The 20,040-nt window shown below is 38.0% G+C and carries 22 protein-coding genes; 16 read left to right on the plus strand and 6 right to left on the minus strand.

The genetic code is table 11. The annotated features are described in order from the left end of the window. Nucleotides 1-33: 33 nt before the first annotated feature. The 3 genes from ABXG98_RS05845 to nfuA are packed head-to-tail and all read right to left on the minus strand — an operon-like array spanning nt 34 to nt 1,231. The gene (locus ABXG98_RS05845; RefSeq protein ID WP_353537757.1) at nt 34-387 is read right to left on the minus strand and encodes a VanZ family protein; all 354 of its coding nucleotides are present in this window, start codon (nt 385-387) and stop codon (nt 34-36) included. Further along, a complete protein-coding gene (locus ABXG98_RS05850; RefSeq protein WP_353537758.1) occupies nt 384-641 on the minus strand; it encodes a hypothetical protein in 258 nt (85 codons plus the stop codon). Before ABXG98_RS05850 ends, ABXG98_RS05845 begins: the two co-directional genes overlap by 4 nt. An 11-nt stretch (nt 642-652) precedes the next feature. Continuing rightward, nucleotides 653-1,231: a Fe-S biogenesis protein NfuA gene (gene nfuA / locus ABXG98_RS05855; RefSeq protein ID WP_353537759.1), complete on the minus strand. Its 579-nt coding sequence runs from the start codon at nt 1,229-1,231 to the stop codon at nt 653-655. A gap of 45 nt (nt 1,232-1,276) precedes the next feature. Between nfuA and ABXG98_RS05860 the strand changes: the two genes are divergently transcribed. Beyond that, on the plus strand, nt 1,277-3,955 hold the full coding sequence (locus ABXG98_RS05860; RefSeq protein WP_353537760.1) for a M14 family zinc carboxypeptidase: 2,679 nt from the start codon (nt 1,277-1,279) through the stop codon (nt 3,953-3,955). Nucleotides 3,956-3,959: 4 nt separating this feature from the next. On the opposite strand, the gene ABXG98_RS05865 is transcribed toward ABXG98_RS05860, so the two are convergent. Next, a complete protein-coding gene (locus ABXG98_RS05865; protein WP_353537761.1) occupies nt 3,960-4,712 on the minus strand; it encodes a ComF family protein in 753 nt (250 codons plus the stop codon). Nucleotides 4,713-4,767: 55 nt separating this feature from the next. On the opposite strand from ABXG98_RS05865, the gene bioH reads away from it, so the two are divergent. The 3 genes from bioH to ABXG98_RS05880 all read left to right on the plus strand — a co-directional run bounded on the left by bioH (nt 4,768) and on the right by ABXG98_RS05880 (nt 6,953). Continuing rightward, nucleotides 4,768-5,607: a pimeloyl-ACP methyl ester esterase BioH gene (bioH, locus tag ABXG98_RS05870; RefSeq protein WP_353537762.1), complete on the plus strand. Its 840-nt coding sequence runs from the start codon at nt 4,768-4,770 to the stop codon at nt 5,605-5,607. An 85-nt stretch (nt 5,608-5,692) separates the two neighbouring features. Beyond that, the gene (locus ABXG98_RS05875; protein ID WP_353537763.1) at nt 5,693-5,968 is read left to right on the plus strand and encodes a hypothetical protein; all 276 of its coding nucleotides are present in this window, start codon (nt 5,693-5,695) and stop codon (nt 5,966-5,968) included. A gap of 22 nt (nt 5,969-5,990) precedes the next feature. Continuing rightward, nucleotides 5,991-6,953 carry a putative metalloprotease CJM1_0395 family protein gene (locus ABXG98_RS05880; protein WP_353537764.1) on the plus strand — a complete coding sequence of 321 codons (963 nt, stop codon included), beginning with the start codon at nt 5,991-5,993 and terminating at the stop codon, nt 6,951-6,953. A 74-nt stretch (nt 6,954-7,027) separates the two neighbouring features. Here the strand turns inward: ABXG98_RS05880 and pyrE are convergent, their stop codons facing one another. After that, nucleotides 7,028-7,693 (minus strand): orotate phosphoribosyltransferase, encoded by a 666-nt coding sequence (gene pyrE / locus ABXG98_RS05885; RefSeq protein WP_353537765.1) that lies wholly within the window; start codon nt 7,691-7,693, stop codon nt 7,028-7,030. Nucleotides 7,694-7,728: 35 nt separating this feature from the next. Continuing rightward, nucleotides 7,729-8,442, minus strand: a complete 714-nt coding sequence (gene rph / locus ABXG98_RS05890; protein WP_353537766.1) for a ribonuclease PH — start codon at nt 8,440-8,442, stop codon at nt 7,729-7,731. Between the two features lie 144 nt (nt 8,443-8,586). Between rph and ABXG98_RS05895 the strand changes: the two genes are divergently transcribed. The 12 genes from ABXG98_RS05895 (at nt 8,587) to ABXG98_RS05950 (ending at nt 19,922) form a co-directional block, all read left to right on the plus strand. Continuing rightward, a complete protein-coding gene (locus ABXG98_RS05895; protein WP_353537767.1) occupies nt 8,587-9,096 on the plus strand; it encodes a thioredoxin family protein in 510 nt (169 codons plus the stop codon). Nucleotides 9,097-9,121: 25 nt separating this feature from the next. Next, a complete protein-coding gene (locus ABXG98_RS05900; protein ID WP_353537768.1) occupies nt 9,122-9,922 on the plus strand; it encodes a gluconate 2-dehydrogenase subunit 3 family protein in 801 nt (266 codons plus the stop codon). Continuing rightward, nucleotides 9,919-11,649, plus strand: a complete 1,731-nt coding sequence (locus tag ABXG98_RS05905) for a GMC family oxidoreductase (RefSeq protein ID WP_353537769.1) — start codon at nt 9,919-9,921, stop codon at nt 11,647-11,649. The genes ABXG98_RS05900 and ABXG98_RS05905 overlap by 4 nt, the downstream gene beginning before the upstream one ends. A 101-nt stretch (nt 11,650-11,750) precedes the next feature. Continuing rightward, nucleotides 11,751-12,686: a DM13 domain-containing protein gene (locus tag ABXG98_RS05910; protein WP_353537770.1), complete on the plus strand. Its 936-nt coding sequence runs from the start codon at nt 11,751-11,753 to the stop codon at nt 12,684-12,686. Between the two features lie 87 nt (nt 12,687-12,773). Beyond that, nucleotides 12,774-13,637, plus strand: a complete 864-nt coding sequence (locus tag ABXG98_RS05915) for a YicC/YloC family endoribonuclease (protein ID WP_353537771.1) — start codon at nt 12,774-12,776, stop codon at nt 13,635-13,637. Between the two features lie 177 nt (nt 13,638-13,814). Further along, nucleotides 13,815-15,002: a tyrosine-type recombinase/integrase gene (locus ABXG98_RS05920; RefSeq protein WP_353537772.1), complete on the plus strand. Its 1,188-nt coding sequence runs from the start codon at nt 13,815-13,817 to the stop codon at nt 15,000-15,002. Nucleotides 15,003-15,011: 9 nt separating this feature from the next. Continuing rightward, nucleotides 15,012-16,877, plus strand: a complete 1,866-nt coding sequence (locus tag ABXG98_RS05925) for an ADP-ribosylglycohydrolase family protein (protein WP_353537773.1) — start codon at nt 15,012-15,014, stop codon at nt 16,875-16,877. A 2-nt stretch (nt 16,878-16,879) separates the two neighbouring features. After that, nucleotides 16,880-17,719 carry a DUF6387 family protein gene (locus tag ABXG98_RS05930; RefSeq protein ID WP_353537774.1) on the plus strand — a complete coding sequence of 280 codons (840 nt, stop codon included), beginning with the start codon at nt 16,880-16,882 and terminating at the stop codon, nt 17,717-17,719. A 125-nt stretch (nt 17,720-17,844) separates the two neighbouring features. Next, the gene (locus ABXG98_RS05935) at nt 17,845-18,096 is read left to right on the plus strand and encodes an AlpA family phage regulatory protein (protein WP_353537775.1); all 252 of its coding nucleotides are present in this window, start codon (nt 17,845-17,847) and stop codon (nt 18,094-18,096) included. 3 nt (nt 18,097-18,099) lie between these two features. After that, nucleotides 18,100-18,306, plus strand: a complete 207-nt coding sequence (locus tag ABXG98_RS05940; RefSeq protein ID WP_353537776.1) for a hypothetical protein — start codon at nt 18,100-18,102, stop codon at nt 18,304-18,306. Beyond that, nucleotides 18,290-18,607: a hypothetical protein gene (locus tag ABXG98_RS05945; RefSeq protein WP_353537777.1), complete on the plus strand. Its 318-nt coding sequence runs from the start codon at nt 18,290-18,292 to the stop codon at nt 18,605-18,607. The genes ABXG98_RS05940 and ABXG98_RS05945 overlap by 17 nt, the downstream gene beginning before the upstream one ends. A 4-nt stretch (nt 18,608-18,611) precedes the next feature. Continuing rightward, a complete protein-coding gene (locus tag ABXG98_RS05950; RefSeq protein WP_353537778.1) occupies nt 18,612-19,922 on the plus strand; it encodes a DUF5906 domain-containing protein in 1,311 nt (436 codons plus the stop codon). The last annotated feature ends 118 nt before the right edge of the window (nt 19,923-20,040 follow it).

Raw genomic sequence — 20,040 nt, forward strand, 5'->3', positions numbered from 1 at the left:
AGTTTAGCAAACATTGTTTTGATGAGTGTCAACTTAGTTGCTTACATTTCGTTTAGTACGTAACAAAAAATGTGCTAGTAGCCAGCCGCATAAAATGCCACTGGTATTTGCTGCCATATCTAACCACTCACCATAGCGATTCACATAAGGTTGAATAAGTTCAATCAAGCCACTAAAACCGAGAAAGCCAACGGTGATTACAACAATACACTTGGGTTGGCGCAAAGCAGCTGGAAACATTAATGCGGCATAAGCAATTAAATGGTGGGTTTTATCTGAGCCGGGTACGTCAGGTAGTTTTGCCGCGGGCCAAAGTGATAATGTGGCAATGCTGATAAGTAGCAATAAGGTAATGTGAAGCCAGTGCTTTTGTATAAATACTATCATTGACGATTATTATTGCCGGAAGAATGCTTATTAAGAATATGATACCAACGATTAGCAAAAATACCTAAATAACCCCAAGCGGCAATTAAGCAAGCGATAGCGAGAATAATAATACCTAACACTTGCCATAAGTGATGATAAAAATAACCAAGTGCAACGAAAATCAAGCCAAAGAAAAAAAGGCCAAACCCTATTAAAAGTAGCGACAGGCTACGTTTGGGATTTTGACCTAATCTTGCCAGTACATTATTCATTGTTACCGTGTTTAGTAATAAGAGTGCTCACCGCGCTCATGTTCAGTAACATCTTTAACGCCTTTTATTTCATCACCCATAATATCAATTAACTGTTTTTCAATACCATCTTTAACGGTAACATCTATTTGACTACAGCCGTTACAACCGCCGCCAAATTGTAACACTACATAGCCATCGTCAGTAATTTCAATTAAGGTACATTCGCCGCCATGACCGGCAAGTTGTGGGTTTACTTCGGCTTGTAAAAAGTAGTGAACACGCTCAAATAACGGTGCATCATCAGCAACTTTACGTAATTTAGCATTCGGTGCTTTGAGGGTAAGTTGTGAGCCCATTTGGTCGGTAACAAAATCTATTTCAGCTTCTTCTAAAAACCCTTTGCTATCGGCATCAACCATAGCAGAAAAACCATCAAAAGGAATTTCTATATCATCAGCTTCTACTGCGTCAGGTGGGCAGTATGATACACCGCATTCAGCTTTTGCAGTGCCAGGGTTTACAACAAATACGCGAATATGGGTGCCTTCGGCTTGTTGAGCTAATAACTTAATAAAATGCTCTTGGGCAGTAGGTGATATAGTGATCATAATTCAGCAACTCTCTTGATTTTTTCGATTTTAAAATGAATATACTTGAGCATTTTACTCGGGTATATACATTTTACTCCGCAATCTCGCGATGTGCTAATGATTTTTATGTTTTTATTTGCTATTTTATCTCAGATCATTCTATTGGAATTTATTATGTTATTGCCTCGTTTTATTATCTTATTGTTTTTACTCATCCCTGCTACGTTTTTATCTGCAATGCCAGTGCAAAACTATTTACCGAAGCAGGCCACTTTTAATGATAAAATCCCTTTACCAAGTGATAGTTTAGGCTTTGAAATAGGCCAACGTCATGTTAGACACGATCAATTAAAACAGTATTTCAGTCAATTATCAGACAGTTCAACGCGATTGAAAATGACGGCTATTGGCAAAACAGCTCAGCTGCGCGATCAATTCTTGATCACTATTTCTAGCCCTGAAAACATTGAAAATTTAGACACTATCCTTGCTAGTAAGCGCAGCGAAAAGGCGAACACAAAAACAACTGATGAGCCTTTAGTTGTGTGGTTAGGCTATAGTGTTCATGGTGACGAAATTAGTGGTGCCAATGCCGCCATGGTGGTTGCCTATTACTTAGCAGCATCAGAGGAACAGTACATTTCTACTATGCTAGCCAATACCATTATTGTATTAGAGCCAAGTGTTAACCCAGACGGCATGGACCGATTTGTGAATTGGGTCAGTACCTATCGAGGCTCAGCCAGCAACAGTGATGCTGAACATATTGAACATCATCAAGGTTGGGTAAGCGGCAGAACTAATCATTTCTGGTTTGATTTAAACCGTGATTGGTTATTATTAACCCAACAAGAAAGTCGTCATAGATTGAAATATTTTCATCAATATCAGCCTCATGTATTGGGTGATTATCATGAAATGGGTGCCAACAGTAGTTACTTTTTTCAACCGGGTATTATTAGTAGAACCCACCCACTTACACCTAAACAAAATGTCAGCTTGACCCAAGCATTGGCGAAATTTCATGCCAGTGCGTTAGATAAGGCTCAGCGTCTATATTATAGCCAAGAGAGTTTTGATGACTTTTATTATGGGAAAGGCTCCACCTATCCCGACATCAATGCCAGTGTCGGTATTTTATTTGAACAAGCCAGCTCACGAGGTATGCAACAAGATACCATAAATGGTTTGTTAACCTTTGAGTTTGGTATTCAAAATCATGTACTCACTTCGCTATCAACTATAGAAGGAGCTTGGCAAAATCGACAAGCGTTGCAAAAATATCAACAATCGTTTTATCAACAAGCAATAAAACAAGCAAAAAAAGAAAAATTTAAAGGGTATTTGATTAGTGAAACTAAAGATAGTTATCGCTTAAATACTTTGCTAGAAAAACTAACACAGCATCAAATTCAGGTTTACCCCTTAAGCCGTGATTTTAGCCATCAAGGTAAAAGCTATAACGCACAAACGAGCTATTATATCCCTTTAGCGCAAAAACAATACCGACTAGTGCAAGCGCTGTTTAACCAGCAAACAGACTTTCCTGATAATACCTTTTATGATGTATCCGGCTGGACTATGCCTCTAGCCATGAATATTGAATTTCATCAGCTTGATAGTACTTGGGGGCTTGAGATAGCAAAAACTCCTTGGTCTACAAAAGAGATTAACCACGTTAGCAAACTTAGTGTTAAAAACAGCGATTATGCCTATGCATTTGAATGGCACCATGCCTTAGCACCAAAGTTATTGAACCAATTATTGGCAAAAAAGATTAACGCTAAAGTGGCGACCTCAAGTTTCACCAGTGAGGTTAATGGTAAGAAACGTAGTTTTGCCAGTGGTACCATTATTATTCCTGCTGGAGTTCAGACTGCTGAAAATTGGCGAGTTAACACTGCACAGTTAGCACACCAAGTAAATATTGAGCTAGTTACCATTAACAGCGGTTTAACAAGGCAAGGTATTGACTTTGGCAGCAACTCATTTCGATTACTTAAGCAACCTAAAGTATTATTGTTAGGAGGCAAGGGTATTTCTCAATATGAAGCCGGAGAAATTCGTTACTATCTTGATGAAACATTACATATTCCGGTCAGTGTCGTTGAACATTCTCGCCTGTCTAGTATAGATTTATCAAATTATAGCCACCTCATTTTAGTTGATGGAAATTATCAAGGGCTATCAGCCAAAAATACTTCTGCTGTTAAAGCTTGGCTTAAGCAAGGAGGGATCGTTTTTGCTCAAAAACGTGGTGCTAAATGGCTAGCCAAACAAGATATTCTTGCAGCAAACTTTGCCAGTAAAAAAGAAATAAATCTGTTATTTGATACAGACAAGTTAAGCTATGGAGATAAAGAAAAGCTCAGTGCGAGAAAGCGCATTGCAGGAGCTATTTTTGAAACTAAGTTAGATACTTCTCACCCATTAGCGTTCGGCTACACCCAAGAAAACTTACCTATTTTTCGTAATAGTACCTTAATTATGGATGCTGGGCAGCAGCCATTTATTACAGTAGCAAAGTATCATGAAGATCCTCTGCTTAGCGGCTATACTGACAGTAATTTAGTTCGTCGCTTAGCGCATAATGCCGCTATTGTTGCTCATAATTACGGTAAAGGTCGAGTGATAGCCACAGCTGACGTACTGGCTTTTCGCGGTTATTGGTTAGGGAGCGCTAAACTACTCGCTAATAGTCTGTTTTTTGCTAAGGCATTTAATGCTCAAAGCAAGCGCTAAGAGTTTACCTAGCAGGGAGTGTTAAGCACACCGTTAATACGGTAACTTTTGACACACCTGCATGTTTTAATAGCTTGCTGATTTCACTGGCTGTACTGCCTGTGGTTAAGACATCATCAACCAGTATCACATGCTTGACCTGTGCTGATAATTTATGGGCTAAGGCAAAGGCATTGGTTAAGCTTTTACGTCGTTGAGCGCCAGTTTTCCCTACTTGACTGATGCTTTTTTTTGAGCGAATTAGCACGGTTTCATCATAAGGAAGCTGGAGCTTAATCGCTAATGGTTTAGCGATTAGGTGTGCTTGATTGTAGCCACGATATTGCCACTTACTAATGTGTAATGGCACACTAATGATTAGATCAACCGGTGTTGCATTGATGGGAAAATGAAAAGCTCGCCATTGATGGGCAAGTAAGTCGGCAAACAAGGAGGCTAACTCAAAGCGGCCCTGATATTTAAATTGAGGTAACCAGTGGGTAAAAGGGGGTAAGTAGGGTGAAAGGCAGAATAAATGATCAAAATGTATTTTTGGTAATGCTTTAGTTATTGCCGGCCAATTTAATAAATCACCCTGAGTTGCGGTGTGAGTAAACAAAGGTAAGTCAGCCAAACAATGACAACAAATCAGCCTTGGTGAAATAATTGTGTCTAAACTATTGGTGTTGTCAGAAATGCTGTTGCCGCACAAATCACACTGTCCAAGTGTCACTCGTAATTTTTGATATAACTTGTTTATGCGTGTTTGCCATTCCATTGTTATCAACCATTTTGTAACATAGCGTACATTGAAAATTCCTTAAGATATCAGCATGGCAGAAATTCTCCATATTTCCACTTACCCTGAATTAACCGCAAAGCAAAAGCAACACAAAATACCACTAGTTTTACTACATGGGTGGGGCTTGAACTCAGCAGTATGGCAACCTTTTATTGAACAGTTAACTCCAGAGTTTACTGATGTCTTCTACATCGTAACCCTGGACTTACCTGGTTATGGAATCAATATTGATAATACGCTTAGCAGCTATTCATTGGCTAATATTTGTCAATGTATTGTTAACACTATTAAACAACCAGCAATCTATTTAGGCTGGTCTTTGGGTGGATTGGTTGCGACTGAAATGGCGTTAAGTTATCCAAAAAAGGTACTTGGTTTGATCACCGTGGCAAGCTCACCTCGTTTTACAGAGGAAATGAATGAACAAAAAGATACGTTATGGCCAGGTATAAAACCTAAAGTGCTTGAGACATTTCATCAACAACTCAAGATAGATACACAAAAAACCATTAGCGGCTTCTTAAAGATTCAGGCGATGGGTAGCCCGCATATTCGTCAAGATGTTAAACAGCTCACTGCCTTAATATTCAAACATGAAATGGCAAATAAAAAAACGCTCGATCTATCACTAAAATTATTAGAAAGCACTGATTTCAGGCCTAGGCTAAAGGATATTTATCAACCCTTTTTACGCTTGTATGGCAATGCAGATAGTTTGGTACCTAAAAGGGTTATCAGCCAGGTTGAGACACTTGCCCAAGAAAGCGAACAACATATATTTCTTCAGGCATCGCACGCACCTTTTATTTCGCATGCAGATGATTTTAAAGAAATACTTGTTAATTGGCTGTTGGCAAGGTTTATCCACTAGCAAAACGAGTGTAATTAACCTTTACTTTTTCACCGTTTTGGCTAATAATTAATCAGTACAGATAACGTTTAATGAGGACAGTCTGATGGAAATACAATCGGCATTTAATTCAGGCATTCAAGGCCTGCAAAAAGCCACAGAAGTCGCTGATCAAGCAGCTGCAGATATTGTTGCTCAGACCGGCGCTACTCGTGAGGTTGATGTTGTTAGTCAAGCGGCTGTAAGTAGTGAGCAAAAAATTCCTAGTTTAAATCAGTCAATTGTTGATTTGAAAGTTGCTGAACATCAAGCAAAAGCTTCTACTGAAATAATTAAAACAGCTGATGATAGTTTAGGAACCTTACTCGATGTAACGGCATAATAGGTGAAGCTGTGAGTTAATTATGAACATTACACCGCAAGTACCCAATTTATCCATTCCAACTGTGCTTAATCCGCATACGGAAAGCTTGCGTCGTGAGAATAACCAACGAGATATGATCACTCAGGCCCCAGCAACCAGTCAATCGACGGCTGAGAAAGGGCTTGCTTCAGATAAAGAGCGTGGCAGAACACCCGCTCAAAATAATGCTACCATAGATTTTGCTAATATTAGCGAACAGGCAAAATTAGCTAATAGCAGTATCACCGAACAACATGAACACCAAGGGCATGAACACCAAGGTGACACTGGTGGTTCAAAGCCTTCAGCTCAAGAAGCTAGCGATAGTAACACAGCAAAAGATGGCTCAGAGCAGACCCGTGCTGAACAATTAGAACACGAACGGGTTATTAGCGAACTCAAGAAAAGGGATAAAGAAGTTCGTACTCATGAAGCTGCTCATGCTGCTGTTGGTGGCTCTGTTACTGGCGCACCTAGCTTGTCTTACACTACCGGCCCTGACGGTAAAAGATATGCGGTAGAAGGGGAGGTTTCCGTTGATTTATCTATTGTTAAAGGAGATCCTCAAGCAACAATTGCTAAAATGCAGAAAGTTCATGCGGCGGCATTAGCCCCTGTTCACCCATCAATACAAGATACTCGAGTCGCAAGTACCGCCACCCAATTGATTATGCAAGCACAATCAGAGTTATTGGTTGAGCTGGCAGCTAAACGTGCTGAAGGTCGGACATCAAGTAGTGATAAAGAAAATGAGCAAGGTACTGCCTCCTCTGCTGTATCAAGTCGTCATTCAAGCCACTCATATGAAGTGTTAATTAATAAAAGCTTAGATAACCAAGAAAGTGCTATACCTAGCCAACCAGCAGCGGTTGTACAACGAGCATTAAGAATTGAAAATTATTATGCAGGCATCACCCAAGCTTATGAAAAAGCGCCAAGCTTTAAATTTGAGTTAACCGCTTAGTTTATCAAGCAATTAAAGTAAAAAAGCCTGCAAAGATGTAGGCTTTTTAGTTGCACAACGCAATACCTATAGTTTTAAATACCGTAACTTTGACGATATTGTTTGATGCTCGCTAGGCTAGCGCTTAATTCAGCTTGGTTTTCTGGTTCATTTTCAAGCTTTTCTTCAAGGAAGGTCACAACATCAGCCAAGGACACAATAGCAATAACTTGGGTACCAAAATCGCGTTCAACTTCTTGAATAGCTGATAATTCACCTTGGCCTTTTTCTTGTCTATCTAAGGCGATTAGCACACCAGAAAGCTCAGCATTATGAGTTTTGATAATTTCCATCGACTCACGAATTGCTGTGCCGGCTGTGATCACATCATCTACCAACATCACTTTACCCTTTAGCTCAGCACCAACTAAACTGCCGCCTTCACCATGGGTTTTAGCTTCTTTACGATTGAAGCAATAAGGAATATCAAGCTGGTGATGATCAAATAATGCAACTGTTGTGGTGGTTGCAATAGGAATACCTTTGTAGGCTGGACCAAAGACTAAATCAAAATCGACTTTTGCATCAACTAAAGCTGCTGCATAAAAGCGCCCTAAACGTGCTAAATCGCCCCCAGTTTTAAATAATCCAGCATTAAAAAAGTAAGGGCTGGTACGGCCTGATTTTAATGTGAATTCACCAAAACGTAATACTTGCTTCGATAAAGCGAATTCAATAAATTCGCGTTGATAATCTTTCATTTTTTCTCCAAACTTTACCAATAAAAGCGAGGGTGTTAGCTTAATGCTGCTTTTTGGTGGTCAAATAATTCATTAATTGCATCTTTAGACAACTGCATCATCGCTTGCATTTCTTCAAAGCTAAATGGCTCTTCTTCAGCTGTACCTTGAACTTCAATCAATTTGCCAGTATCAGTCATGACCACATTCATATCAGTTTCAGCATTGGAATCTTCTGCGTAATCTAAGTCAGCCACTGGCTCACCTTGATAAACCCCTACTGAAATAGCTGCAATCATATGCTTAAGTGGGTTGGTTTTAATAATGTCTTTAGCGCGCATATAGTTAAGTGCGTCAACTAACGCAACACAGGCGCCGGTAATTGATGCAGTACGCGTACCACCATCGGCTTGAATCACGTCACAATCTACCGAAATGGTATTTTCACCTAAAGCTTTCAAATCAACAGCAGCACGCAAAGCACGGGCAATTAAACGTGATATTTCTAAGGTTCTGCCACTTTGTTTGCCGTTGGCCGCTTCTCTTCGCATACGCGTGTGCGTTGATCGAGGTAGCATACCGTATTCAGCTGTTACCCAGCCTTTACCTTGGCCTTTTAAAAAACGAGGTACGCCTTCTTCTACTGAAGCGGTGCAAATCACTTTGGTATCGCCAAATTCAATTAGTACTGAACCTTCAGCATGTGCGGTAAATTGACGTGTGATGGTAACTGGGCGAATTTGCCCTAATGTTCTGCCGCTTGGACGCATGGTGTAACCCTTTTTATAAATGCATGTAAATAATTGACTCTATTATAATGCTTCAGCACATTTTTTGAAATATAGTTGAGATAATAAAGGTCACCTTGTCAGTGATGTGTAATTTATAGCAATATTTTTAATAGTGAGTGGATAATGAAACTAGTTATATCCTTGATATTTTGTTTAGGCCTCTTTGGTTTTGGTGAGGTACAACCACCTGACCATAGTAGTCAACTTGCCTATGAATTACCTGAGTACAGTAAAGTCTATGATGCAAAACGCGATCCCTTTAAAGATGCTAATGCAGCATTAGCGTTAGCAAAAAGTACACACCGCAATGTGTTAATTGAAATTGGCGGTAATTGGTGTACTTGGTGTCATAAAATGGATGATTTTTTACTGAAAAACCCAGACATATATCAAACCTTACATAATCAATACGTATTGTTAAAAATTAATGTCAGCGACAGCAATGAAAATGCTGACTTTATGGCTTCGTTACCGCCAGTGCTAGGTTACCCTCATATGTATGTATCTACAGCAACAGGTAAAATGTTGCTATCTAAGGATACCGCTGAATTATTAGACGGGCAGCGGTATTCAGCAGTGTATTGGTCTAATTTCCTTAATAAATGGGCGTTCAAAGGCAGTGTCGGAAAATAACATCAAGACAAGTGGGAGTAGGCATTTGAAATCATTCTTTGATAAAACATATAAAACCCCTCTTTGGTTTAAAGAAAAAAGACAACGACAAAAAGACTCAACAGCGACAAGGATGAATAGCAACTTATCGCGAAGAATGTTTTTGAAATCAGCGGCTGGAGCTGGAGCTATCGGCGTTAGTTCTGGCATGATTTTGCCAGCTTTAGCGTCAACAGCACCAGACAAAAACATCTTGCAGAGGTTATTAACCAAAGATCCTTGGTTAACGTTAGAAGCAACCTTAATGCATTTGTTGCCTGAGTCTACACATAAACCGCGGAGTGGTCCTAGCGCTAAAGATATTGATGCGCTAGCGTATTTATATCAAGTGGTAACAGTGCAGCCTATTGATCAAGATGAAAAAGATTTCATTATTAAAGGGGTGAGTTGGTTAAATGGTTATGCGCACAGCCAGTTAGATAAGCCCTTTGTAAAGCTATCATCTGATGAGAAAGAAATAATCCTTAGGGGAATAAGTCAATCTAGGGCGGGTGAAAACTGGTTAGCAACCCTGCTTGCCTATATATTTGAAGCCATGTTGGCGCCTCCTGCATACGGTGGCAACCCAAACGGAGTAGGGTGGCATTGGCTTGAACATCAGCCTGGATTTCCATTGCCTAAGGCTGGGCAACGCTATTTTGAACTGCCACAACGGGGGAAAGCACATCAAGAGCTTGCTATAAGCTCGGGTAATGCCATCCCCATTAAAGAGCAGCATAACAACCAGCAGTTAGCGAGCTCATTACCGCTAAAGACCTCATCAATTAAGAGAATAAATAAAGCATGAACAATGTAACTTATGATATTTGTGTTGTTGGTAGTGGGGCAGGTGCTTCACCGGTTGTTTACACATTGGCAAAAGCGGGTGCCAAAGTAATAGTGCTAGAAAAGGGCCCGTGGTTAACAGAAAAAGAATTTTTTAAAGATGAACTGGCCATCAGTATACATGACGCTTACAACCCAAAATTAAGCGATGAACAACATGTGATTGAAGAAGAATATCAAGATGAAAATGGCGACAGCTTATGGCAGGGCGAGGCAACTAGCCAGTCAGGCTGGTCATGGTGGAATGGTACGGTTGTCGGTGGCTCATCTAATTTTATGAGTGGTTATTTTCATCGCCTGAAGCCCATTGATTTTCGCTTGAAAACTGAGTTCGGTGCCATTGCTGGCGCAAACGTTGCGGACTGGCCCATTAGTTATGATGACTTGGAGCCCTATTATGCCATGACAGAACGTGAGGTTGGTGTTTCAGGCCGTGTGGTTGAACATCCACATCAAGAGCCACGTTCAACGGATTTTCCTTATCCTCCTGTTGCTGAAGTGCCTATGTCAGCATGGATAGATAAAGCGGCCGCAAGTATAGGCTATCATGCGGTACCGGTACCAAGAGCAATATTATCAAAACCAGCAATGGGACGAAAAAGCTGTGAGTATTCAGGCTACTGTAGTAGTTATGGCTGTTCATCAGGTGCTAAAGGTAGTGGCCGAGCCGCGTTATTAAATCATGCGGTTGCTACTGGTAATTGTACGATCAAACCCAATGCCAAGGTATATAAAATAGCCACTGATGACCAAGGAAAAGTGAGTAGTGTTGATTATTACGATAGCTTGGGACGAAAACAAAAAGTTAAGGCAAAAATTTATGTAGTTGCCTGTCAAGCGGTGGAAACATCACGATTGTTATTGGCGTCCAAAGGTGAAAAATTTCCTAATGGTTTAGCCAACAATAATGGTCAAGTAGGAAAAAACTTACTCTTTAGTGGTGGCGGAACTGGTAGTGGTGATTTCTTTTTTAATGAGTTGACTGAGCAACAGGCGAGAGAACTAAAACATGTTGGCCCCTTTATTAATCGAGCGTTGCAAGACTGGTATAAAATAGAGGATAAAACCTTTGCTGGAGCAAATAGTCATGGTAAAGCAAAAGGAGGAACCATCGACTTTCTATTCCATCAAAACCCTATTGCACGTGCAAGAGGAACACAGTGGGGAGCGGACGACCAGGGTAATGAGCAATTACTCTGGGGCGAAGCCTTAAAGCAAAGTATGAAACAAGAGTTTACCACTTATAAAACCTTACGGTTTGAAGTATTTAATGATTGGCTGCCTACGGATGATTGTTTTGTAACCCTTGATGATGAAGTGACCGATAAGTGGGGCGATCCGGTGGCGAAAGTACGTATTGGTTATCATGAACATGATCTCGAAGTAGGTGCCTACTTAGCCAATAAAGCTGAAAAGCTTTTAGTAGCACTAGGCGCTAAAAACATTGATTCTTCAGTCAGTGGTTATCCAGCCACTAACTTAATGGCGGGGGGATGCCGATTTGGTGATAATCCTAAAACGTCGGTACTAAATAAAAACTGTCAAGCACATGAGGTTGATAACCTTTATGTAACGGACGGTTCATTTATGCCAACTGGCGGTAGTGTTCCTTACACTTTTACCATTTATGCAAACGCGTTTCGTGTGGCAGAGCATATAAAAACGCATTGGCAAAAACTTAACACTTAAAAAATATCAAATTGTGATACTTCTGTGAGGAATTCGTCAGGAAATTGAATCATACTTTGCTAACTCAACAGCATATTGAAAACAAAAAAAAGGTGAATTGTATGTTAAAAGTAATATCTACAGGCTGCATTATATCTCTTAGTTTGATGGCTTGTGGAGGAGGCTCTGACTCATCAACTGCCGATACATCTCAACCCGCCATTCAACCATCGCCAGTTACGTATACTGGCACATTTATTGATTCACCTGTGCAAGGACTTAATTACAAAACCGAAACACAATCAGGTGTCACAAATGCAAATGGCGAGTTCATCTATCAGTTAAATGAAAAGGTAACCTTTTCTATTGGTGACATAGAATTTTTAGAAACCCCAGTTGCCAGTGTTATAACCCCTTTAACTATATTCAGTACACAATACACTAATAACACTGAAGTCGTTAATATGCTACGGTTATTACAAACGCTTGATGTAGATGGAGATGCAGCAAATGGCATAACCCTTAATGACAATATTCATGCCTTAGCGGCCAACTTAACGGTTGATTTTGCCAGTGCAGATTTTGACAGCCAAGTTCAACAACTTGTTTTAGATAATAATGCGGTTAATATCAGCTTAATTTCAGCAGCGCAAGCTGTCATGCACTTTGAAACTACCCTAGGGGGAAGTACGGGAAATGAGCAAAGTGCCTGTGGCAGTGACCATCCGTCAGTAGGTTTTACAGGTAGTTTTAATACCTTAGCTCATGATGTAACGGGAGATGCTGAAATTATTGATAATTGCACTATCGCTATTACTAATTTCAACTATGATGCGACAGCGCCAGCTGTATATTTTTATGCAGACAATACTGACACCAGTTCAATTGAGTCGTTTACCTTAGGTGATGAGCTAAGAAAAGACAGTGTCCCGTATAATAACGCAACAATTATCGTGAAATTGCCAAATAATCATAGCCTCGATGATATTAATACCTTTAGTGTCTGGTGTGTTGATTTTTCAGTGAGCTTTGGTGATTTAATTTTTACAGCCCCTTGATGAATCATTTTAACTAAGGCTGTTTTACTAGCCACTCAAAGCCTACTAAGGCATAATCTTATCATTATTATTTAGTAGGTAACCATTATGATCCACAGTATGACAGCATTTTCTCGCCACGAAGTTAAAGGCGATTGGGGTAATGCAGTGTGGGAAATTCGCTCCGTTAATCAACGTTTTTTAGAAACCTATTTTCGCTTGCCTGAGCAGTTTCGTGGCATAGAGCCTGTACTGCGAGAGCGTTTTCGTAAGCAGTTAAACCGCGGTAAGGTAGAATGCAGCTTACGTTTTAACGCTAATGCGGCGAATAAAAGTGAACTCGCCCTCAATGAAAAATTGGCTCAGCAATTACTACAACATGCTAATTGGATAAACGAACAGACACTTAACAGCCAAATAAACCCCTTTGAAGTAATGCGCTGGCCTGGCGTAATGGAAGCTGAAGAGTCTGATATGTCAGCGATTCAAGCTGAACTACTTGCTGGTTTTGATATTGCCCTGAAAGACTTTATTAACGCCCGTGCTAGCGAAGGTGAAAACCTAACCGCGATGATTGAACAGCGCCTTGATGCAATCACACTTGAGGCTGAAAAAGTACAAACGCAAATGCCAGAAATTATAGAATGGCAGCGTAACCGTATTATTGAAAAATTTACCGATGCTAAAATCGATTTAGATTCAGGCCGAGTAGAGCAAGAGCTAGTATTACTTGCTCAAAAAATGGATGTAGCTGAAGAGCTAGACCGCTTAAACAGCCATGTCAGCGAAACCAAAAAAATCCTCAAAAAAGGTGGCGCACAAGGTCGCCGTTTAGATTTCATGATGCAAGAATTTAACCGTGAAGCAAACACACTTGGCTCAAAATCTATTAACACCGACGTTACCGCCAGTGCAGTTGAGTTAAAGGTGTTAATTGAACAAATGCGTGAGCAGATTGCGAATATTGAATAGGGTGTTTGTGGTTACGGGTGCTACCTGAGGTGTTTGTTTTATATGGTTTTATTATTGTAAGGTGTCTCAAGATTACTGGCGTTATCTGAAAAAATGGTTACAATAAGGGTTACTTAATAATAGGTAACCCTTTTTTATTGGGATTTTTTTATCATTGTAACCACTTTTAGGATTCTGATGGCAACACTTAACGCTAAACAATTAACAGCACTACAGAAAAAAGGTGAACCATGCCGAGAATCTCTTGGTAATGGTCTTTATTTTCGGGTAAGTAATTCTGCAACCGCTACTTTTGAAGTTCGGTATTCTATATATGGTAAACGCAGATTTATATCTCTTAAAAAACCATATCCAGCATTGTCATTAGCTGAGGCTCGTTTAAAAGCAGCTGAAATTAAAATGATGGTGAAAGAAGGTGAAGATCCCCTAGAACATAGGAAACTAGACTCTGTAAAACCATTTAAACTATTAGATGCATTAGCAGAAGACTGGTTAAAAGAATGTGATAAGCGGATAAAAACATCTTATATTTATCGGCGAGTATATCAAAAAGATATTTCACCAATACTGGGTGGTATCGCCACAACGAAAATTAAGCCGCTGGATATTAGAGTTGTTATTAAAAGCATCGATCAATCAGGGCGTCCATCTATTGCAAATGACGCATTAAACTATCTTAAGCATATTTTTAGACACGGAATTAAACTTGGTATCGTAGAAACCAATCCTGCAGATGCATTTCAATATGCTGATGCTGGCGGTATTGAAGTTGCAAGACAACGTGCTTTATCAATTGAAGAAATAAAAGAATTGTTTATCGTCCTAACTGCCAACAAAGATCAAGTCACAAGAGAAAATTATTTAGCAATAGCGTTACTGTTATCGTTAGCTTGTAGAAAAATGGAATTAATGGCTGCGACTTGGAGCGAATTTGATTTGGATAAAGGAATTTGGATTATACCGAAAGAAAGAACTAAAACAGGCGTTAGTATTAGGGTGCCTTTATCTACAGAAGTTTTAGGTTGGCTCTCAGAGCTTGAAATTAGATCAGCTGGAAGCCTTTATATTTTTCCTAACAGAAGAAGAAGTAAAAGAGCTTATGTCTCGCCTGACACACTAAATGCAGCAATAGCAAAGTTATTTAAAGAAGATAAATTTAATTTTGCGCATTTTACTATTCATGACTTAAGAAGATCAGCAAAAACTTTATTGGCTAGCTTAAAAGTACCACCTCATATTAGTGAGAGGTGCTTAAACCATAAAATTAAAGGCGTGGAAGGTGTTTATGATCAGTATGACTACTTTGATGAACGAAAAGAGGCTTTATTCAAAATATCGAGCTTAATAGCTCCCTACGTTAATTAGGGGTGATAAATGACAGAATTAATTTCGCTTACTTTTAAGAAAGCAGCACTAGATAATTTAAATATACCTGAACAAGAATACTTCCTGCCTAAGCAAATATTCAAATCGGGTTTAACTAATATTGAAAATATTCCTAAAGAACTCTTATTACAAGGCATTCAACTAAGGATGTCCGAGAAAGGCTGTAATTATAAAGACCAACATAAAGCTATTTTATCTTTATGTAATTTATTCAATGATCAAGGTATTGAAGAAGAAAACTTTGTTGAGGGTGAAAACTGGACTGCTTTATATGGTGATATAAATCTTGCGATAGATGAGATAGTAACAATACAACGAAATGATGAATTACTAGCTGCCTTTAAACAAAAAGATGAACACTTACTAATTTGTGTATACCAACCTCTAGATGATAATGCCTTAAATAAAATCCGTGCTATTTGTGAAAATGTCGATCAAATGACAGGTGAGTTAATAGGTCGTAATAAATTACAATATGCGGCTCACCGGGCAGGCAGCATTTCTCAATCTTATGCATCTGATGCTGGACAAAGTTACTTAAGTTATTGGCAATATGGATTAGGAATCAGTCATGACGTCAGCTCTCTTGAAGTGTGGAGAAAACAAACGTCATTGAATCCATTACCTCACAAGCATATTGGTACTCAGTTATATGTAAATGAATTCTTTAATCAATCAAAATTTTGCTTTGAAAAATATTTTTTAACTTTAAATAAAAGCGACAAAAGTATTCAAGAGCCTCATAAAACCATTGAAAATTTAGACAGTACCCGTTCAAAGTTTTTAGGTTGTTTGCTTGGCGGTGCTATTGGTGATGCTTTCGGCGCTCCTGTCGAATTTATGAAGCGTGATGAAATATTGAAAAAGTATGGCAAGGACGGAATTCAAAATTTTGATATAGCCTACGGAAAAACCGGTGCAATTACTGATGATACACAAATGACATTATTTACAGCAGAAGGGCTACTTCGTTCATGGGTCCGAGGTTGCTTTAAAGGCGTTACTTCTGAACTTGGTTGTATTGGTCATGCTTATCAACGGTGGTATCAAACTCAAGGTCATTCATCCCCAAGATCGCTGCATGTTGAAACTGACGGTTATCTTTGGCAACAAATAGAGCTTCATTCACAAAGAGCCCCTGGTAATACTTGTCTTTCTGCATTGGCAGAAATGGATAGCTTTGAAGCGCCGGCAATAAATAATAGTAAGGGTTGTGGTGGTGTGATGCGCGTTGCTCCAATTGGGCTTTATTGCTGGCGTTTAAAACATAAATATTCAGTTAATGATTGTTTTGAGTTGGCTTCTAACGCTGCAAATCTTACGCATGGTCACGCGACAGGTTATTTAGCATCAGGCGCTTTTGCTGTAATTATCTATCAAATATTGGAAGGAGAATCACTAATTGATGCATGTAAAACGGTACTAGAAATTCTTAATAGAAAAGAATATAAGCATGAAACAATTAACGCGATAAAGCAGGCAGTGAAATTATCTAAGACCGATATATTACCACATGACGCTATTAAAATAATGGGCGAAGGTTGGATAGCAGAAGAAGCTTTAGCTATTTCTATTTACTGTGTTTTAGTAGCAAAAAATTTCAAAGAATTAATGAATATTAGTGTAAGCCATGATGGTGATTCAGACTCGACAGGCGCAATAGCGGGAAATATTTGGGGAACGCTTTATGGCTTAACAAATTTGCCCAAAACATGGGCAAATGATGTTGAACTTGAATATCCAATCACAGAGATAGCATGTGATTTATATAATTTTCCACTATGGGATATTGGAGAGTATTCATCCAATACTAAGTTAATTGATATCGTTTGTGATCGTTATCCAGGGAGTTAAACATGAAAGATTATGAATGGTTTAATTTAGATAGTTATAACGATGTGAAAAAGTTAACTTTTTCGCAACTAATTAAGGAGCTAAAACTTAGAAACTGGATGTTAAGTGATGAAATGCCTTATGGCCATAAAGATTTAGGCTCAATAATTTGGAATAAAGAGCAACTTACTACTTTCTGGGCAAATAAAATAGTTACAGGTAAGCCATTTGCAAGTGTGTATGGAGAAAATTTTTATTATGCACATCTACCTTTTACTACAGATAAAATTTTAAAAAATACTTCTTTGTTAATTAATAATTTTGATACACCAAATATAGCGGCTGTAACCGAAGAATATATTGATTTGATTCATAAAAGCTTTCAGCCATTAAAAGTGGAATTAAAAACAAAAGGAATGGAGTCTACTTTTAAAGAAATGAATCTTCAACCAGTTAGAGTTTCTAAATCAACTGTAATTGCTTCGATTGATTTGGCAAGACCAATTAATCAGTTGTTAAGTGAATTTAAGCGATTTGTAATAAATGGGCAAGAATCATTAAGAGTTGTTAAAAAACCAAATAATAAATGGAAATCAGAAAAAGTTCACAATATATTTAATAGACATACATTGCCTATATTAGATTTAAAGGTTTTTTCTAAACACTCAAAAATACATATTACTATTGAGGAAATATGTGACCTTATTTACCAAGATTTATCTGGTGATAAAATAGCTAGTTTTAACACGAATGATTATCCAACAGCTAAAAAAATCATCAGTTCTAGTGAGATAAAAACACTAGAATCAATGTTGGATATAGACCCATCCTTAACCTCTACCCAAATAATAAACTATTTGTAGAGGAATGTTTTTGATTAAACATCTTTGTCTATAAGGGTAAATTTCTAAGTTTACCCTTATAGATACATTAATTTTAATATATATAGTAAGTATCCGACAGTTTCAGATAACTAGAGGATACTCAAATGAAAACACCTAAACTTCCTATTCCTAATAATAAACGTAAAACATTACTCGAAATCTATGGCGAAAAAGAACGTCTTGTCAGAGATCCTGAAAGAAAAAACTTCACTTCCTTATCAAGAAGTAGAACTACTCAATTAGAAAAAGAAGGTAAGCACCCTAAGCGTAAAATTCTGGGCACGAACAGTGTTGCATGGTTATTGTCTGACTTGCTTCTTTTTATTAATAAAGAAAACCCTGGTTTGGAGGATTAAGATATGAATTTATTACCAAGGAAGTTTGAACTTGTAGATTTTGAAGTAAATGAGTTACACATCATTGTTAAGTTAATATCTAATTCAAGTGATGGTACTAATTTTGAATTAGAGCACAGCGATATAGTTGATCTACTAAATATGATGTTAAAAAAATTCGAATCTACTCAATCAAATATTTTAGGGGTCTACCATGAAGGAAAATTATAGTGAGTTAATTAAAATAAACTTTATTGCTGATGGAAAGGTTCACTATTTGAATATCGGAAATAACACCTTCTTTTATATACTTTTACAAAAACCAATTATTACTTTTTCTTTTGGTACGTTGAAAGATAGAAATATTATCCATTCTTACCATAACAGGGTGTTTAATAGCGATCATGAATGGTTAGCTTATTTGCGTTCTATTCTTCGAGAGTCATTAGTAGAAAAAAAGATACTTAAACGCAGAGATAAATTAAAAAGTATTGAAGATAAATATGCATTAATAAAGAAATCCCTGGAATGATTATATGTTTAAAATTGACAAATATACTTTAGCATCAGGTCAGAAACTGAATAAAGATGAAGTAGAAATAATGACCTTAATGAATGAGAAATTTACTCATGTGTTAATAGGCAGTAAAAATAAAATAGCCTTTATAAAACCATGCACTATGCATGGTTCCAATTGCATTTTTTTATCTATTGATGAATTTATTAATTTTACTAGTGACTACCCAATGATTGCTAAAAACAATGCGGGTAGGGCATGGACAAAGTGGCCAGGAAAGAATAAAAAGTTAGATGGTGTGGGGTTTTTTCCTGTTCAAGAAAAGTGCCCGCCTCATTTTTTTAATACTTTCATAAAACCAAGTGTTGAACCAATTGAGGGAGATTGCTCTATTTACCTTAACCACGTTAAAAATGTTATTTGTGGGGGGGATGATATCGCTTTTAACTATCTCATTAGATATTTTGCACATGCAGTTCAAAAGCCAGAAGACAAGCCTAGCGTTGCCATAATAATGAAATCTGTAGAAGGAACAGGTAAAGGCACTATGATGATTCCATTATTAGATATATTTGGTTCTCAAGGAGTTCATTTGAACGGCGATAGACACATTACAGGTCAATTTAATGGTGTAATAGCAAATAAGTTACTCATATTTGCAGATGAAGTAAATCTAACATCAAGAGCTACCGCAGATAAATTGAAGTCTTTTATCAGTGAGTCAACGGTACAAATGGAACAAAAAGGTTTGGAAGCTATTTCAATACCCAATTATGCAAGAGTCGTTTTTGCCAGTAATCGTCATCATGTGATTGCAGCAGGTACAAAAGAAAGGCGTTATTTAGTTTTAGAGCCTAATCCCAAATATGCGCAAGACACTGAATACTTTTTAAAGTTGCGTAACTGGATAAATAATAATGGGGCATCTAAATTATTAAACCATTTGTTAAATACTGACATAACGAACTTCAATCCATTTAAAGCACCTACAACAAAAGCCTTAATTGAACAAAAGCTTCAATCACTAACTCTTTCTCAGCAGTTTATATTTGAACACTTATTAAGAAATGATGGGTTTTCAAAGAATGCCAGGATAGGTGTAACCAAGATAATTGATGAATATAATCATTGGTGTGAGTCTAAGAATATCTCTTTTAAATTGGGCTCAGCAAGAAGTCAAATAGGCAAGCTAATGGCTGAAATCTCAGGGCCAAGTCTTGGTAGGTCAGACAGAGGAGAGGGAAAATATTTTGAACTACCTGATATCAATGTCATGAGGCAAAATTTTGCAGAAATATTAAATGAGAGCGCTTCAGATATCTTCGAATAGCCTGAACTTGCTATACCACCTATCCCAATTGATTTAAGTGATAAATAATAAAGGGTATAAATGGTATAGCAAAGAAAATATCCCTAATAATAGCCATACCATCTAAACCTCAATAACT

The sequence above is a fragment of the Colwellia sp. KU-HH00111 genome, assembly GCF_040362745.1.
Classification (GTDB): Bacteria; Pseudomonadota; Gammaproteobacteria; order Enterobacterales; family Alteromonadaceae; genus Colwellia.

Coding starts and splice junctions, on each gene's coding strand:
- ABXG98_RS05910 (WP_353537770.1), top strand. CDS start 11,751: ATGTTAAAAGTAATATCTACAGGCTGCATTATATCTCTTAGTTTGATG.
- ABXG98_RS05865 (WP_353537761.1), bottom strand. CDS start 4,712: ATGGAATGGCAAACACGCATAAACAAGTTATATCAAAAATTACGAGTG.
- ABXG98_RS05950 (WP_353537778.1), top strand. CDS start 18,612: ATGTTTAAAATTGACAAATATACTTTAGCATCAGGTCAGAAACTGAAT.
- rph (WP_353537766.1), bottom strand. CDS start 8,442: ATGCGTCCAAGCGGCAGAACATTAGGGCAAATTCGCCCAGTTACCATC.
- ABXG98_RS05925 (WP_353537773.1), top strand. CDS start 15,012: ATGACAGAATTAATTTCGCTTACTTTTAAGAAAGCAGCACTAGATAAT.
- ABXG98_RS05850 (WP_353537758.1), bottom strand. CDS start 641: ATGAATAATGTACTGGCAAGATTAGGTCAAAATCCCAAACGTAGCCTG.
- pyrE (WP_353537765.1), bottom strand. CDS start 7,693: ATGAAAGATTATCAACGCGAATTTATTGAATTCGCTTTATCGAAGCAA.
- nfuA (WP_353537759.1), bottom strand. CDS start 1,231: ATGATCACTATATCACCTACTGCCCAAGAGCATTTTATTAAGTTATTA.
- ABXG98_RS05945 (WP_353537777.1), top strand. CDS start 18,290: ATGAAGGAAAATTATAGTGAGTTAATTAAAATAAACTTTATTGCTGAT.
- ABXG98_RS05930 (WP_353537774.1), top strand. CDS start 16,880: ATGAAAGATTATGAATGGTTTAATTTAGATAGTTATAACGATGTGAAA.
- ABXG98_RS05920 (WP_353537772.1), top strand. CDS start 13,815: ATGGCAACACTTAACGCTAAACAATTAACAGCACTACAGAAAAAAGGT.
- ABXG98_RS05940 (WP_353537776.1), top strand. CDS start 18,100: ATGAATTTATTACCAAGGAAGTTTGAACTTGTAGATTTTGAAGTAAAT.
- ABXG98_RS05875 (WP_353537763.1), top strand. CDS start 5,693: ATGGAAATACAATCGGCATTTAATTCAGGCATTCAAGGCCTGCAAAAA.
- ABXG98_RS05935 (WP_353537775.1), top strand. CDS start 17,845: ATGAAAACACCTAAACTTCCTATTCCTAATAATAAACGTAAAACATTA.
- ABXG98_RS05905 (WP_353537769.1), top strand. CDS start 9,919: ATGAACAATGTAACTTATGATATTTGTGTTGTTGGTAGTGGGGCAGGT.
- ABXG98_RS05880 (WP_353537764.1), top strand. CDS start 5,991: ATGAACATTACACCGCAAGTACCCAATTTATCCATTCCAACTGTGCTT.
- ABXG98_RS05895 (WP_353537767.1), top strand. CDS start 8,587: ATGAAACTAGTTATATCCTTGATATTTTGTTTAGGCCTCTTTGGTTTT.
- ABXG98_RS05915 (WP_353537771.1), top strand. CDS start 12,774: ATGATCCACAGTATGACAGCATTTTCTCGCCACGAAGTTAAAGGCGAT.
- bioH (WP_353537762.1), top strand. CDS start 4,768: ATGGCAGAAATTCTCCATATTTCCACTTACCCTGAATTAACCGCAAAG.
- ABXG98_RS05845 (WP_353537757.1), bottom strand. CDS start 387: ATGATAGTATTTATACAAAAGCACTGGCTTCACATTACCTTATTGCTA.